Genomic DNA, 14,927 nt, shown 5'->3' with positions numbered 1-14,927 from the left:
CCAAGGCGGTTAAGGGATGGAGTAAAGCCAGCACGAAGCAATTGTCCAGTTTCTCTTGAAACACCGCTCACGTTAGGCTCCCCTCAGGCCCATAACTTTGGTTATGGCCGTTGGGGTAGCGCAGATCAGTTTTGTCTACCGCGCCAAATCTTGCTGTGTTCCTTTGTATTTCATGCTGGCGTCCCCCCCGTTGACTCCACCACCATCCGCAAGCCCAATCAAGCGATGAGGCTATTCTGGTCAATGCGGGACATCTTGACCGGGCGTCCTCCCCTCGCGTGATCGCAAGAATTGAAGAGGTGGTTTCGTGCCACTTTTTATGCCGGAGGTTGGAAGAGGGTTGGAACAGAAAAAGGGACCTAGAGTTGCCTCTAAGTCCCTTAATTCTTTTTGGTAGCGGGGGCAGGATTTGAACCTACGACCTTCGGGTTATGAGCCCGACCTTTCCAATCTCTCAGATAGCGATTTCAGTCACTTAGAAAACCACGCCAATTGGTTTCTCCAATAATTCATTGAAGACCGTCTGTCAAAAGAGTTGACACACGAATACGCCACCCCACCAGTTCCGGTTGCTCATACGAAGGTCTGGAGATTCAGTCAGGAGATGTGGCTGCTTCATCCTGGATGGAAATGGTGACCACGGAAGACCAGGACAGGCGAGAGCAGTTGAAGCTGCCGCTCCTTAACTACTGTGAGTTGGACACCCTGGCCATGGTGAAGATTTTGATGCAGGTATCTGAAATGTCCTAAATAAGTTCCAAGAGATGGCAAATGTTTAGTGCCAGGTGGGCATCCGTTTCTCCACGCTTGTGGTCAGAGCCAAAGCCTTGAGTCACAATGCCAATAACATATAGGTCGCTGTCGACTAAAGGGGCACCGCTGGCTCCACCGTAAACGTCCTTGTCTAACTTGTACTGCTTGCCACCACATTGATTCACTTTGTTCGCGATGGTGCCCTTGTAAACGCTTGGCGGACCTCCAGCATAGTTTGGAAATCCTGAAAACATATATTTTGACCCGATATCTCTGTCTGTATTTGAGGCAATCCGCAAGTTCCTGTGTTTGTTTTTCGGAAATCCAGGAACATTGAGAATGGCAATGTCAAGAGTGTCGTGCGCCTTATGCACGTCGGCAAAGTACTTCTTGTCCTGGGTTTTCCAATGGGCAATCTTGATGGTACACTCAGAAACATGTTTACATGTCACGATTCCAATACCATAGAGTAAAAATGCCGTGCCAATCTCTTCCCCGTGCTCGTCGTAGGCAATAAGAGTTGAGTCTAATAATTTAGAAATATTGTCTTTGTGGCACTCGTGTTCTTTCCCAAGCAAAGCAGAGTATCGTTTCATCAGATTGCAAAGTACAATGCTGTCATGGCCGCGTACATCAAACAGGTGGGCCATGCATCCACTAATATAATCTGACAGCACTCCGCTCTTGTTTCCGTGAAGTGCGATGTGGTGGTCGTTAGCCGATTTGTATCCATGATGTTCCCAACTCGCCAAGGCTCCACGAATCTTGTTGATGTAGCCTCTGTCTTTGTTTGGAAACTTGTTGACCGTTAGCCCGGTTACACGCTGACGCTCGGTTGAAAGCTGTACCCGTATCTTGCTTTGGTTAATTTCAAATCTAGTAGAATGGATGGTGTCAATTAGGCTGCCACTCCATTCTAATGATGTGCCAGAATAGGCCAGCAGTGCTGAAAGACCTTTAGTTTTGTTTGTAGACAACGTTATGTCATCGGCATACCTTGTGTATCTAAGGCTGTGCGCTTTACAATATTGAAGCATTGCTGTGTCAAGATGTTTGGCGACCATATTAGATATAATAGGAGAACTAGGTGCACCGATAGGTAGTGCTCCATTTCTGCAACAGGCATGAGCTATGACTGCGGAAACATTATTCGGAATTTGATACGCACCCGACCGGAACGTCCCATAGATTCGGTGAAACGTTATGCTTGGGAAAAAATCTTTCAAATCAATGTTTATAACAACTTTTTTTGAACTGTGTTCTTTAGCATTTGTTACAATACTTCTGTCGGGAATGAATCCATGAACGGAGGGCTTAGGAGTGTAGATTTTTTGTAGCAGCGTAGATATCTTCCGTTGTATTTCCTTTAGTTGTTTGCATGGTGAGTGTATTGTTCGTTCGCCACCGGTTTTTTTTGGTATTGCAAATACCCTATACCGGTCTACGCCTTTGTACAGATACGACAGGAGAGAACTCTCGTCATAGCCGAGGTACTGCGCAAGCTGTGGGATGGTTTGAAGCTCTTGAATTTCAGTCATTGTTTATAAAGAGCGCACCGGGATTCTACTTTACACGTGGAACCTAGTAACAATCGTCATAGTGCGACACACATGGCTGCATGGAGCCATTGTGCTTGATGCCGCGTTTACGCAGCACGAGTCAATCGTACCGGCGCGCTCTTTAGAAATTCGTACCACCGTTGAGGTAGGTGGTCAAACTTTAAGGTGAAGTTGGATTATCTCGTCCAAGGTTATTCATGCTCGAGGCATGAGACTCTGGCTGTTTCCGTGCATAGCTTGCTTGTGTCAATTCTCTTCCCAACTCGCCCCAGGTCCAACCTGTCCGCATCCCAGCACGTCAGGACCGTGATATCCTGGTCATCTTCAGGAGTCCCTCCTGTGTGACGAGAACACGCTATGACCAGCAGGTCCACCTGAGCATCTGAACACGAGAAAAACTTGCCCCTGAGCTTCTGAGCCAGGGCTGCTCCGCGCACCCCATGTTCAGGGTCCTTCCACTCGTTTCCCCTACAGGCGTCATGAAAGTAGGCGAACAGGGTAATGACCGTGGAATCGGCCCCGGTGTGTTCAGCCAGGCGTAGTCCGTTCTGAAGAACACGTTCCCAATGAGGAAGCCCGTGGAGCCCTTGCGGGTCGAGTTTGTACTGGGCCAGGATAGCCTTGATGAGTGGTTTGAGGTTCACAGGTTCAGTATACCTCCTGGTCCTGCTGATGACAAAGAGAGAGCCCCCGCCACAGCCCCGGAATGGATGAAAGGAGCAATGGCAGGGGCTTTCTCTATCTTACTTTTCGGAGCCTGAACCTACTTCTATTTAGTCTTTCTTCTCAGTAGGAGCGGCCTTCTTAGCGGTCACCTTCTTGGGTGCAGCGGCCTTGGGCTCCGCAGCCTTCTTCTTGCCCCTGCTACCAGCGGGCACCTTTTCCCAAATCTTTGATTCAGCCATTACGGCTTTGCGGTTCTTCACCAAAGCCTTGCAGGCCAAAGTCGTGCCTTTTTTCAGCCCGAACTGAGCCAGATACGACTTTTTGTCCAAGCCATGCTCAGCCAGGTGCTTCTTGGTAAGGATTTTAAAACTCTTGCCACAGCATAGGCAAACAATCGCATTTTCCTTGATGGACTTCTTCGGGTCCATGACAGGACCGGCAGCAGCTTCAGGCTGAGCAGCCTCAATCTCTACCCCACCAGAAATTGCATCAAGCTTTTTTACTAGGTCCTGGACCATTGTTCCAATCTCTTCAACATTCATCGCCCTGACACTCGCCTGGGCCTTAACAATTTCTAATGCCGCTTTGTAGTTCTCAGACATTATGGCTCTCCTTGTTAAAGTCGTGTTTGTGGATGCTCTGATTTCGCTGCTATGACCTCTTTGAAATATTGTAAAGCAATTTTTAAAATTCATACGTACTCCAAGCCAATATTTCTTTTCCAAAAAGTCTGTGGGTAAGGTTGATAAACTTTTTGCAGGAGGTGTATAATTAGGGGATATTCAACCAAAGAGGTGGCTGTGTCACTTAAGGATTCTCCCAATAACGACAAAGACAAAAAGTTCTCAGATTCAATTTTCTGGGATACGTTTACAGGTCTTTTAGCCTACGCTTTCTTCTTCGCCATGGCAGCATCAGCATACATTGGAGTCTTTGGTTACGGTCTTGGGCATCTCATTCACTACGCCTTGGCCGAAACCCTCTCTATGCCAATCAGCTTCGACACATGCTTCACCTGGGGCCTGATTCCCATTCTTAACATCATCGGCCTCCTCATCGTCGTCTACGTGCTAATGGGGAAGCTCTTGCTCATGGAGGGCATGAGGCTCCTCCTTTGGCTCTTGGACGTGCTGCCGTCCTTTCTTAAGGAATGGGCCAACAACCTGAAATAGGAGGGGGGCTATGAGCAACTGGGAAGATTACAGCAGGGTTTACGATGAGAAGGATATCACCCAACACACCATAATTGTGCAGCTTGTTTCCTCAGGATTTTCGTGCGGTCCCGCCAGCGCAAATTTTTACTTCATCATTAACGACATTGAAGCCCTGCCCGGATTCAACGAGGCCTTGGCCGTGCTTGCTACTTCCGACGCCAGCGAAGGTGCTGAAGGAGCCATCGAGGATGAGATTACGAAAGTGATGCCGCTTCAGGAGTTCCTGGTTGACGAGAAGAACCAGGCTGAGCTTCTTGATGATTACAATTGCTTGAACCAGCCTCAGCTTCCTGCCGGGTTCAGATTCAAGCTTCCGGGGGATGAGGCCCTGATTGCTGCTGCTATCAACGCTCACAACCAGAGCCAGTTCTAGAATCTCACACCAGACCTAAATAGAAATATGGAGGGTGTGAGCATGAAGAAGAAACTGATTGATGAACCGATAGTGGTTCAAGTCATTGATACATTGGAATGCCCTTGGACCAAGGACGCATTTCTGAAGCTAAAATTGGGTAGCGATAAGCTTGCTGGTGGCCATGGTGAGTTTGGAACCATTACCAATCCGATTCCTGTGAACCACGTGCAAGGAGAAGTCTTCTACCTCAACAGGCTCAGGACCAAAGAAGGCAAGCCTGTCAGCTATCGCAGGAAAGGAAGCGTTTCGTCACCGATTCTCGAAACTAAAATTGATGAATTTGAAGTCTCTGTCACTGATTGCCCGACTAAGTCTGTTCTTCATTTTGACATGTATAATTTTACGAGGTCCACAGTTGCCCCAAAAGGATTCACGCTAAAACCTGTTTCTGATTTCACAGATGAAGAGATTGAGTCCATGAAAATCGTGAATCCAGAAATGTACGGTTGAGTGGGTTTTAAAAACCTTGAAAACTGCTGCCCAATAAAAGTCAAAATTCGAGTTTCTAGGTCGCTTTATGATGAAGTTTAGGGAATTCTGTAACCTCAAACAGGGAGAACTGATGCCGGGAAATAACGTTGGCTATGTTCGTGTCAGCACTACCGACCAGAACACCGCCCGCCAGTTGGACGGCGTGACCCTGGACAAGGTGTTTGAAGAGAAAGCATCCGCCAAGAGCACTGACCGCCCTGTCCTTCAGGAATGCCTTCGCTACCTCAGAGACAACGACGTTCTTTACGTCCATTCCATTGACCGCCTGGCCCGCAACCTGGCCGACCTGGAGCGCATCGTCTCTGACCTCAATGCCCGTGGGGTAGAGGTCCGCTTCCTCAAAGAGAACCTAACGTTCAAGGGCGATGAGGACCCAATGTCACTTTTACTTTTACAAATCTTGGGTAGCTTCAGCCAGTTTGAACGTTCCATCATCAGGGAACGAGCTAACGAGGGGATTAAAGCTGCCCTGAAGCGCGGTGTTCGCTTTGGCCGCCCAGCGCTACTCACAGAAGCACAGAAGGCTGAGATTCGCGCACGTGCTGTGTGGGGCACATCCAAGAAGGGCCTAGCCGCTGAGTACGGAATCTCCACTCAGTTGGTCTATGTGGTCCTTAAGGAAGGGAAGGAAGCTCCTGGTGAGCTTCAGGAGGCCGTGAATGGATAAGGAGGCCCAGGACGCCCTTCAGAAGTTTAAAACCCAAGGTCTGGGAGACCAAGTCAGCCTGAGCGTCACAGTTAAGGCTTTCGTCTTCAGGAAGTGGTGGGTGGACGAAACGAAGCCTGATAGGATTCGTTGGTTCTTCCTTGATGGGGTATCCCAGGACGCCCACGGGAAGGCATTCTGGGTCAGAGCTTGGTGGCCGATACCATTGGACGACCTTGCTCTCTTTGAGGAGCTAGACCAAATCCCCCTGAACAGCATTCTGAGTCTAAATTCTGTCTCCTGTACCCTGGCATCAACAGAAGATTTCTACCTGGAGGATAAGAAAATCCCTGAGCAAGAAGGCAATCCGCAGTTCTCCATAGAGCTAAAAGAACCCTCAAGAAGATAACCGACCATGACAAAACAGGGAGCCGCACTTCAAGAATACTGTAGCAGACGAGTAGTGCGCATGCTCAAAACACAGCAATAGTTAATTTTAGACTTGTTTAGTAAGGATATCTGTAAAGATATTATTCCTTGACTTTGCCAGAAACAATAAAGCCTTGTAGTCAACAACAGTAAGCAAAAGATTTAGAGTTTCGTAATATCTAACCATGACCTTGCCATGTTCAGAGTATGAATAGTGATATCCATCAGTTTTTAAATGCTTCTCGAGTGTTTCGTCTACATCAACAACAAGGTATCCCCAGACTATAGAAATCGTTTTTAAATTTTCTAAAAGAGCAGACGCGTAAGCTACAATCTGCTGTATACCTTTCGTCTTTTCAAAAAACTTAGAGCTAGACTTCTTTAACTCAAATATAATGATATCTGAGGCCTTGCGAGTATCTGAAGAAGGCATGGCCATAAAAATATCAGGCTTTTTCTCAGAAAAATCAAGCGACTCAAGCATATCAGTATCCAAAGACGCCAAAATAGATTTAATCATCTTATCACTGGCAATGTAATCATAACACATAAATTGTGGACCAAATATCCACATGTTATTCAATTCTGTCTGAACAACATCTTGCGACGTGTAGTAATCATTTTTCATTTTAACTATTATGTTGTGTATAGTCGCCTCATCAGCGAAATTGTTTTCTATAAGGTTCAAAAGAAAATCGATGATTGTGTCTGAGTACCAGACAAATTCAACAAGATTCTCCTTGTTTATCTCATTGGTGTGCGCAATATGACTCACGAACTTATCAATAAAAACTTCTGAAACACTGTGCTCAGCGAGCAGCTTGTTATAGCTCGTTGTCAATTGGTCTAATTCGTTGATTACAGCATCTTTTGCTTTTCGCTGAGATTCGAACGCGCTTCTAACTAATTCTTTCTTGTCATAAACCCCAATTGACGTACTTTTACCTAAATGACGTTTCAGGTACGGGTATTTCTTAGACACATCATCAACAGTTTTTATGTTTTTATCATGAATTTCAGGAAATCTAGCAGTAATAATACTGGTAAGCTGCTCGGATGCACACTCTTTTATATTAGCCATTGTTATGGCCGCATCTTTCGGAATTGCAACTTTTGTCCGCATGTCGTCTACATATCTGCTTATGTAGTCACTAGACAACAAAAAAAGACCTCCTGTACCATCACAAAGGCGTATGCTCAATCCAGTTTCTTGTACTGTCCTATTATCTACACAGAAATATGATTTAACGTCTCCGTTGTCGCAAAAGCTATATTTCAAAGTAAACTTTTTCTCTAAACTTGAACCGTTGAGCATATTATCGGTATCTTTTTGTTTAATTATAAATTCATGTGCAGACAGCTTTGGGATATCATTTCCATCAATTGCCGCGCGAGTCCCATCAGACCCACGTATGTCAATACAAAAACTGTCAATCAAAGACAATTCTGCAATAAGCTTGTGAATGATGTATTCCTTAACTTGCCCAACGTTGAATGCCCTACAGCTTTTGTCTTTATACTTTTCGTTAACCATTGAAAAACTTACGACTGTTCCAGTATTTGAGGGCAAGCTTTCGCTCTTAACAAATGCGTCCTTTGAAAACTTTTCGCTAAAATTGAATTTTACAGTGTAAAAGATACCACTATCTTTGTAAATGCTAACATATTCCACAATAGAGAACACTTTTAAAAAGGCAAACCTCCCGACTCCTCTGCAGCCAAGAGCCAATTTATAATCAGACATGAATTCGTTAAAAGAGTCTTGGTTTTCATTGTGAAAACCTTCGCCATCGTCACAAATCGACAAACCATTTATCCACTTTTCATTATCAAGCATATCCGTATAATCAACTGAAATTTTAATGCTATGTGCTCCTGCATGCAAAGAGTTCGCTACGGCTTCAACAACCGTGTCGAGGAGGTGAACTCTTCCAAGTCTTTTAACATAACTTTTAATATTAACGTTCATTGTTAATAAATCCTTTATCGTGTGTAGCTCGCTCGTTAGCTAAACACAGATACATTTAATGATATCAACGACAGCCCGTAAGCATAAGACATCGCACCGTCTTTTCGTGTGAGTAGATTGTAGCCCCTTGGCAATAATCTGGAGGCTGAGCCAGCGAAGCCCTTTCTGGCTTTAAAATCGTTCGGGCAAAATACCACTAGCTCTACAGGTATGGCTAGACCTATCACCTAGCCATTTTGAAACAGGGCCCCCCAGGCGGGGCGACTCTATAACAGAACGCCACTATTGACTATTTCGACAGGGCCTATCAGGTTCCAGTCACTCGTGCAGAGTCTTATCATGTCTCAATATAAAAACCTGAATGTTCCAGACTCATATTCGCTGGAAAGCTTAAGGTAACTTGGCCTAACAGTGCAATTCAGACTCACACGATAAGGTCCCCAGGTATGCCATACTTTCCGAAAATCAGACGGCTTCGCAGCGTTAACAGTCTGCCTTGACGGTGCTGGCGTCCACCTTGTCCCACATGTGTAGGCCATGGCCTCATAGTATGAATTCCAAATACATGGAATCGACAATTTCTGAACGTAGCGGATTTCAACATCCAGATGGTCCCGAAACTCTCCAGTCCAGTTTTCAGACATAATTAATACGTGGCCCCTATTGTGCACATCAATCAACGAGCCTTCTCTAAACACCAGGAACTTGTCTCGAGAATCAAGGTACTGCTCATACGAATTCTGTAGGTCTTCTTCTAACTCTTCTTGAGATAGTTTACTATGATTACTAGATATTCCAGTCATTATTGCTTTGTATTCCTGCCATGTTTGAAACGACCTGTTTTTCTGCGCTTTTTCAACGACGGCTTTTTGTGAGATTTCCTTAGGCCAGGGAACATCAATTTTACACTCCACTGCCAACCCCTCTCTGTCTGTTCGATATAATCTGGAATCAACGTTCGTCGTTGTGAAGGATAGTGGCTTCTTCGGTCTTCAGGTTCCTATGCTCGGAAAGCGCTGCAATTAGTTGGCTACTGTTCACATGAAGGTTCTCCGGGTTCGAAATTGGTTGCTACGTAGCACAGGATTCTTTGGAATTAAAGGGCTTTCATTGAATAGCAGGAAGCAAGACCAGGCCGCTATAAGCATGGAACCCAAGAACTGGTTGGCTTCTTGATTGAGGTTGGGCTCGGACACGTCAAAGAGCCGGGTTGTTTAGCCGGAGCATGTTTCTCAAAACAGCGTCTTGTTGTCCTCTTGGCAGGGGCGCGCCGCTTTCGAAGCCGATTATAAACTTCAGGCGAAAGGCTTTTTCAGCGTTAACAATGGACTTGGCAACACTCTTTAAACACGCTTATGGCCCTAAAATGATTGCTGATTCAGTATTTCTGGCGTAATTGCCCAGGAGCAAAACCCTCTGCTTCTGCCGTCTTTATAATCACAATTTCTATTTTATTTACTAACCAAAATCTTTCACTTTTTTTCAGAACTAGGGTTGATTTTGCCAGAAATATCGTATAGAATGTATCCAGGTTTTAGGACGAGACCCCAAGCCCAACGTTTGTTTCTTGGAATGTGACATTGAAACAGCAGGGGCAGTGGTAACCATCAACCATAAGGAGAAATTATGACTTAATAGCAACCAACACCAACAACTCTGGCTAAGGTCGTATTCCTTAGAACCACATAACTTGCTATTTCAAACATTTTTAGGCTCTTAACGTTAACCTGAAACATGCTGTGAAATAGGAGGATAATTAGAGAGGTAAAAGCTATGTTTACTAATTTTCACAAGTCTACGCTGTTTCACGCGAGAAGGAAAAATTCTCACAATTGTCATAACACCACGCGCATTATACCCGCAGAAAAAGCTGTGCCCAGTCGGAAGAATGGCGCTCCTTTTGCCACCCCTATCACGAGACTTTCTTTCGCACCTGCTATCATTTGTTTGATGGATGGAGGTGCTGTATGAGCGGCACCGAAATCCTCGAACAGGTCAATGCACGTAAAGAAGCTGTGGCTGATATGGAGAGGCAGGGTATGGCTAAAGCCTCCCCTTCTTCGTCAAAGAAACCCTTCCAGAAGGGCGATTATGATAGGTATAGGGTCAAGAACATCCTCAAGACCGTTCCTCCTGAAATCGCCTGGCTCATCCTTGATTCTCTTCTGAGAAAGACTTTTGGGCTGATTGTTGCCCCTCCTGGTACTGGTAAGTCCTTCTTTGCCCTTCAATTGCTTGCTGCAATTGCTGCGGGGAAGGGACTCTTTGGGTACCATTTCGTTCCGAGAGAGAATGGGGCTGTCCTGGGTGTCTTTTGCGAAGAAGATGCGGACATTCTGAATGTTAGAGTAAAAACTGTCGTTAAACGCATGCTGGAGTCTATACACGACGAAACTCAGCGTGAAATGATTAGTGAAAGAATAGAAAACAACATGTTCACCTACCCTGGCTTCGGTGAGAATCTACTGCTTCTTAAGAATGATGGAAAGTCTATCGCAGAGTCTGAAGAGTTTAATCTTCTCACTGAGTTCGCCAAGGGAATTGAGAACCTGTCCTTGATTGTGATTGACCCTATGAGCAGAGTGTACGGCCAGGATGAAAACAGCAACAGCATCGCCAGTATTTTCTGTACCTTGATGGAAAGACTGGCTCATGAAACTGGTGCTACCGTTCTCTGTGTTCATCATACCAACAAGGTGAGCATTCCCAGAGGTAAAAGCTTTAACCTTGAATCTGCTCTTCACCAGGATTCTATTCGTGGTGCTACGGCCTTCACTGGTGCTTCTCGTTGGCAGTTAAATATGGTTTCTCTCCCTGGCGCTTGGGCTCAGAAAGAGTTTAAACTCGACAATAAGCCCAAAGATGGCGAGTTTATTGCAATTAAGGTCGTGAAAAAGAACTATGGCCCTCCTGAAGATGTTCTCTTTCTTCGCAGGACAGAAGGTGGTTATCTTGAGTTCTTTGACCTTAAGAATATTGAAGAGTTTGACACGATTGACGAAGCAATCATTGATTTCATTATTAATGAAGTGAAGAAATCGGAAGCTTCTGGAAATACATTGATGACTAGAACTCATGTGAAAAAGAATTTGTCCAAGCATCTTAAGGAATCTGGGCATTCTTATACCCAGTCCGAAACTGAGTATGCTGTTGAAAAGATTGTTAAGAGCGGTAAACTTAGCTGGGTAAAGAGGACCTCTTCGGATACTAACAGAACTGTAGAGTGCCTTGTGACCGTGCAGTAATTAGTAAGATTAAAACGGGTGGCTTGTAAGTTCTGGATTCAAAAGTGGTTATTTTAGGTGGTGGATTCTGGATTATCTAGGAAAATAATAAGTTTTCAGAATCCACACCCTTCAGAATCCAGACCTTTTTGGATTCTAAAATATTCATATTTCGTATGAATAATCTAGAATCCAACGTCTCCCCCTAAAGGGGGAAGTAACACTAGATTGTTCCTCCCCCCTATTGGGGATGGATTGAAAATTGGATGGCTAATATATGAATAATATTTTCCCTTTGTTAGGTTCTAAACAGAAAGGGGGTTCCGCCGAATTCTGTGGACCCTGCCCTAAGTGTGGTGGAGATGATAGATTCATTACTTGGCCCGACCAAGGTCGCTTCTGGTGTAGGGTCTGCAATTGGTCAGGTGATGAAACTCAGTTTCTCCATGACACCGAAGGACTGAGCTATATTCAGGCTTGTGAGCGTCTTGGTATCAAACCCAAGGACAAGGGCAAAGAGAAGGAAATTTTTAGGAGCCCAGAGCCTAAGGTTGAAAGATGGACACCCAAAGCTTCAGCCCTTCCCAATGACGATTGGACCGCACAAGCCAACATACTTGTTGACCAATGCGCCAAATATATCAGCCTGGATAAGCAGGGGATGGAGTATGCACTGTCCAGAGGATTGACCAATGAAACCATTAAGTCTTATAAAATTGGTTGGAATCCCGATGACCTTTGCCTCACCAGAGAGCACTGGGGCTTCAAACCTGAAACCAATCCTCAGATAAGACCCCCCAAGAAACTATTCGTTTCTAAGGGCTTGGTTATCCCTACGATTGCCAATGGTACCGTGGTCGATATCAAGGTCAGGAGATATCCCTGGAATGATTCCGAAGGCATGGGTAAGTACATCGTTGTTCCAGGTAGCTCTATGACCCCCCTGAGGCTTCCTGGCGGCCCATGCGTGGTTGTGGTCGAGTCCGAGCTTGATGCGCTCTTAGTGGCCCAGGAAGCGAAAGTATGGGCCTCTGTGATTGCCCTTCGTTCAGCATCAAACAGGCCTGACATTGAGACTACCAGGTTGCTCAATAATGCAAAGATTATCCTGTTGGCTACTGACTACGATGAAGCTGGTATTGCAGCAAAATCATGGTGGGAGCAGAACTTTACTAACGCATTTTACTGGCCAGTAAGTGTTGGAAAGGACGTGGGTGATATGGCCGCAGCGGGTATCTCCGTCAAAGAGTGGGTACGAACTGGAATCAAAAGCTTCTTGCTGCAAAAATTAACGCCAACTAGCGCAATTTTTGGTTAATGCGACAGCAAACGATAGCGCCCAATCGCCATACCAGAAAACATACGATTTGAAACAGCGCGAAATGAGGAATGCTACGGCAAATTGACAATGGCACATTGATAGTATAGCGAATACCAAGTTTCTTTTGGGGGAGGGGTGAGAGCAATGAAAAAACTAGACATGACAAAGTGGCAAAACCCAACAAGGTGTCAGGGATTACTGTTTTTTGCGCAAGCTCTTGAAGAGGCTCTTTGTTATGAAACCATAGATTCATATCGTGCCCCTTCATTGAGCACGCATCTATGCTGTCATGAATTAAGATACCTATGCTCTGAGTATTCTCAAAACCACACACCTGAATCAAGTTTGAATTATTGCATCGAAGAGCTTAAATACAAAGTCGAAAGTGATGCTGTGCTTACAGGGCAACAAAAGAAAGAAATTAAAATCTACATTGGAAGACTCACTTCGCAAATAAAAAACAAAGAAAGAGTTCACGTTATTGCATGCAATATAGAGCAAGAAATTTGCAAGACTTACTGGAAAGAGCTGAATAAAAGGATTAAAGAGTATGTTGGAAAACCTGCAGAAAAAGAGACAATCCGTAAGCTTGCCTTGGCATTTTGCAGCGAACTAGACGAAAACAACATTAGCGGAAAATACGCATATCACATGACGAAAAAGTTTTTTTTTAGTCCAAAGGTAGCCCCTAAGAAAATCACGGACCACAAACAGATTTCAGATTTCTTAAAGCTGTTTAGTATGGCGCCTAAGGATTTCACAATCGTATTTAAGTGTAGCGCAGAGTTAGAAATTGCTCCTGACATTGCAAAAACATTTAAAATTTCGAAGCAGAATGGCGGGTCAATCAAAACAACAAATCGGCTTAAACTAAATCTCTTGAATCAAGAAGACAAGCGATTGACTAGCTATATCGTTATCAACGAAGTTCGCGCAAAAGAGCCACACACCGCCATATCATATGCAAGGTCCGTCTTGAGCATGCTGTTCGGTATTTCAAGTTTTCACAACCATACTGAACTGACAAGATGCTCGTTTAGATGCTTAGTAATTGACGAAAACGACAAGTGCATTTGCATAAACAGTGAACAAAATGCAATGAAAATGGGTGCAATGCTTAAGCATACTGAACGAGAAGAGCTACTTTTGAATAGTAACAAACTTTTGCTATCTGGTCAGTATAGTAGTGATTTACTGATGAAGTTTTTGCGTTCATTTGATTTGCATCAAGCGGCGGCTGTCAGCTTAAATGAAGAAAACCAGCTGCTTGACATCTGGTCTGCCATAGAGGGATTTCTTCCTCAACCACTACATGGTGAGCATCGGATTGAGATTTACTTGCAATACATATTGCCATTACTGACAGTGACGTACCCGTTTAAGATTTTTGAATCCGCTTATGATGATATATGCGCAGTTTCAAACACAGGAAAAGCGACCCTTGATGCCATTACTGATAGCGAGAACTACAACAAAGCCATGTTTTTTTTAACAACAGCAGAACACAAGGCATCTCGAGATGCGTTTATCAGTAATCTTGACAACCCATTGCTTGCATATAGATGCGCCTCAATATCAAACAGCTACTCTACAACTGGGGATATCTATAAGACTTACAAAAAGCATTGTGAAAGGCTGGATTGGCATATTAGAAGGATATACCTTGTGAGAAACCAAATTGTTCATAGGGCGAGAGTGTTGTCATTCATAAAGTCCCTCATAGAACACTTACACTCATATTTCGATACCATAATTGTATCGCTTATAAGGCTGTCACTAAGCAATCCAAAGCTCTCAATAACGCAAAACCTTGAGAAGATTATCATGTTGCATTCTGCGCATATGAACAGTCTTGAATGTAAGAATACAAATATTACAGTTTCAAATGCGAGTGGATTTATTTTTGGCCATGGTAATCCGTTTATTGTTTCCCACTAACCCCCTCCAGGAAGTTTTAATGCGTCCTACCCAAGAGGGCCTGGCGTTGGCGGATAAATGGGGCAATGCTAAATCTCATTTCTCTTTTTGCTCTTAACTATAAAACCATAACCCCGCCTTCACGGTCTACTAATGTTTATCTCCCCCTCTAACCTGTGTCAGTTTGAGTGTCAGTTTTTGACACCCCCTACGTAATGTATACTTTTTTCAGGGACGTACTAGACACTCATTGCTGTAAATTTTTGGGATTCTGCTGTAGTTGATTCTTTATGGTCGGGTTCATAACCTGACGTTCGCCAGT

Annotated in this window: 12 protein-coding genes; 9 read left to right on the top strand and 3 right to left on the bottom strand. The window is 44.5% G+C overall.

Features of this window, described 5'->3' with window-relative positions; genetic code table 11:
* Positions 1–606: 606 nt before the first annotated feature.
* The gene (locus Q8O35_RS14460; protein ID WP_305574587.1) at positions 607–750 is read left to right on the top strand and encodes a hypothetical protein; all 144 of its coding nucleotides are present in this window, start codon (positions 607–609) and stop codon (positions 748–750) included.
* On the opposite strand, the gene Q8O35_RS14455 is transcribed toward Q8O35_RS14460, so the two are convergent.
* Both Q8O35_RS14455 and Q8O35_RS14450 read right to left on the bottom strand, forming a co-directional pair.
* Positions 747–2,291: a reverse transcriptase domain-containing protein gene (locus tag Q8O35_RS14455; RefSeq protein ID WP_305574585.1), complete on the bottom strand. Its 1,545-nt coding sequence runs from the start codon at positions 2,289–2,291 to the stop codon at positions 747–749. The two genes, Q8O35_RS14460 and Q8O35_RS14455, sit on opposite strands and share 4 nt — an antisense overlap.
* Before the next feature lie 794 nt (positions 2,292–3,085).
* The gene (locus Q8O35_RS14450; RefSeq protein ID WP_371133146.1) at positions 3,086–3,580 is read right to left on the bottom strand and encodes a MucR family transcriptional regulator; all 495 of its coding nucleotides are present in this window, start codon (positions 3,578–3,580) and stop codon (positions 3,086–3,088) included.
* Positions 3,581–3,778: 198 nt separating this feature from the next.
* On the opposite strand from Q8O35_RS14450, the gene Q8O35_RS14445 reads away from it, so the two are divergent.
* The 5 genes from Q8O35_RS14445 (at position 3,779) to Q8O35_RS14425 (ending at position 6,154) form a co-directional block, all read left to right on the top strand.
* Positions 3,779–4,150, top strand: coding sequence for a hypothetical protein (locus tag Q8O35_RS14445; protein ID WP_305574583.1), 372 nt, complete (start codon positions 3,779–3,781; stop codon positions 4,148–4,150).
* A 10-nt stretch (positions 4,151–4,160) separates the two neighbouring features.
* Positions 4,161–4,565 (top strand): hypothetical protein, encoded by a 405-nt coding sequence (locus Q8O35_RS14440; protein ID WP_305574581.1) that lies wholly within the window; start codon positions 4,161–4,163, stop codon positions 4,563–4,565.
* Positions 4,566–4,607: 42 nt separating this feature from the next.
* On the top strand, positions 4,608–5,057 hold the full coding sequence (locus Q8O35_RS14435; RefSeq protein ID WP_305574579.1) for a hypothetical protein: 450 nt from the start codon (positions 4,608–4,610) through the stop codon (positions 5,055–5,057).
* A 67-nt stretch (positions 5,058–5,124) separates the two neighbouring features.
* Positions 5,125–5,766: a recombinase family protein gene (locus tag Q8O35_RS14430; protein WP_305574577.1), complete on the top strand. Its 642-nt coding sequence runs from the start codon at positions 5,125–5,127 to the stop codon at positions 5,764–5,766.
* Entirely contained in the window at positions 5,759–6,154 is a 396-nt protein-coding gene (locus Q8O35_RS14425) for a hypothetical protein (RefSeq protein WP_305574575.1), read from the top strand. The genes Q8O35_RS14430 and Q8O35_RS14425 overlap by 8 nt, the downstream gene beginning before the upstream one ends.
* Before the next feature lie 87 nt (positions 6,155–6,241).
* On the opposite strand, the gene Q8O35_RS14420 is transcribed toward Q8O35_RS14425, so the two are convergent.
* Complete coding sequence (locus tag Q8O35_RS14420; RefSeq protein WP_305574573.1) at positions 6,242–8,143, bottom strand: ATP-binding protein; 1,902 nt, start codon at positions 8,141–8,143, stop codon at positions 6,242–6,244.
* A 1,967-nt stretch (positions 8,144–10,110) separates the two neighbouring features.
* On the opposite strand from Q8O35_RS14420, the gene Q8O35_RS14415 reads away from it, so the two are divergent.
* The 3 genes from Q8O35_RS14415 to Q8O35_RS14405 all read left to right on the top strand — a co-directional run bounded on the left by Q8O35_RS14415 (position 10,111) and on the right by Q8O35_RS14405 (position 14,626).
* The gene (locus tag Q8O35_RS14415) at positions 10,111–11,388 is read left to right on the top strand and encodes an AAA family ATPase (RefSeq protein WP_305574571.1); all 1,278 of its coding nucleotides are present in this window, start codon (positions 10,111–10,113) and stop codon (positions 11,386–11,388) included.
* Positions 11,389–11,644: 256 nt separating this feature from the next.
* Positions 11,645–12,685, top strand: coding sequence for a toprim domain-containing protein (locus tag Q8O35_RS14410; protein WP_305574568.1), 1,041 nt, complete (start codon positions 11,645–11,647; stop codon positions 12,683–12,685).
* A gap of 147 nt (positions 12,686–12,832) precedes the next feature.
* Complete coding sequence (locus Q8O35_RS14405; RefSeq protein ID WP_305574565.1) at positions 12,833–14,626, top strand: hypothetical protein; 1,794 nt, start codon at positions 12,833–12,835, stop codon at positions 14,624–14,626.
* The last annotated feature ends 301 nt before the right edge of the window (positions 14,627–14,927 follow it).

The organism is Humidesulfovibrio sp. (assembly GCF_030689645.1).
GTDB lineage: Bacteria > Desulfobacterota > Desulfovibrionia > Desulfovibrionales > Desulfovibrionaceae > Humidesulfovibrio.
Note: the sequence above shows the minus strand (reverse complement) of the source record. Positions and strands in the feature narration are given on the sequence as shown.

Coding starts and splice junctions, on each gene's coding strand:
- Q8O35_RS14435 (WP_305574579.1), top strand. CDS start 4,608: ATGAAGAAGAAACTGATTGATGAACCGATAGTGGTTCAAGTCATTGAT.
- Q8O35_RS14455 (WP_305574585.1), bottom strand. CDS start 2,291: ATGACTGAAATTCAAGAGCTTCAAACCATCCCACAGCTTGCGCAGTAC.
- Q8O35_RS14450 (WP_371133146.1), bottom strand. CDS start 3,580: ATGTCTGAGAACTACAAAGCGGCATTAGAAATTGTTAAGGCCCAGGCG.
- Q8O35_RS14420 (WP_305574573.1), bottom strand. CDS start 8,143: ATGAACGTTAATATTAAAAGTTATGTTAAAAGACTTGGAAGAGTTCAC.
- Q8O35_RS14440 (WP_305574581.1), top strand. CDS start 4,161: ATGAGCAACTGGGAAGATTACAGCAGGGTTTACGATGAGAAGGATATC.
- Q8O35_RS14415 (WP_305574571.1), top strand. CDS start 10,111: ATGAGCGGCACCGAAATCCTCGAACAGGTCAATGCACGTAAAGAAGCT.
- Q8O35_RS14405 (WP_305574565.1), top strand. CDS start 12,833: ATGAAAAAACTAGACATGACAAAGTGGCAAAACCCAACAAGGTGTCAG.
- Q8O35_RS14425 (WP_305574575.1), top strand. CDS start 5,759: ATGGATAAGGAGGCCCAGGACGCCCTTCAGAAGTTTAAAACCCAAGGT.
- Q8O35_RS14430 (WP_305574577.1), top strand. CDS start 5,125: ATGATGAAGTTTAGGGAATTCTGTAACCTCAAACAGGGAGAACTGATG.
- Q8O35_RS14410 (WP_305574568.1), top strand. CDS start 11,645: ATGAATAATATTTTCCCTTTGTTAGGTTCTAAACAGAAAGGGGGTTCC.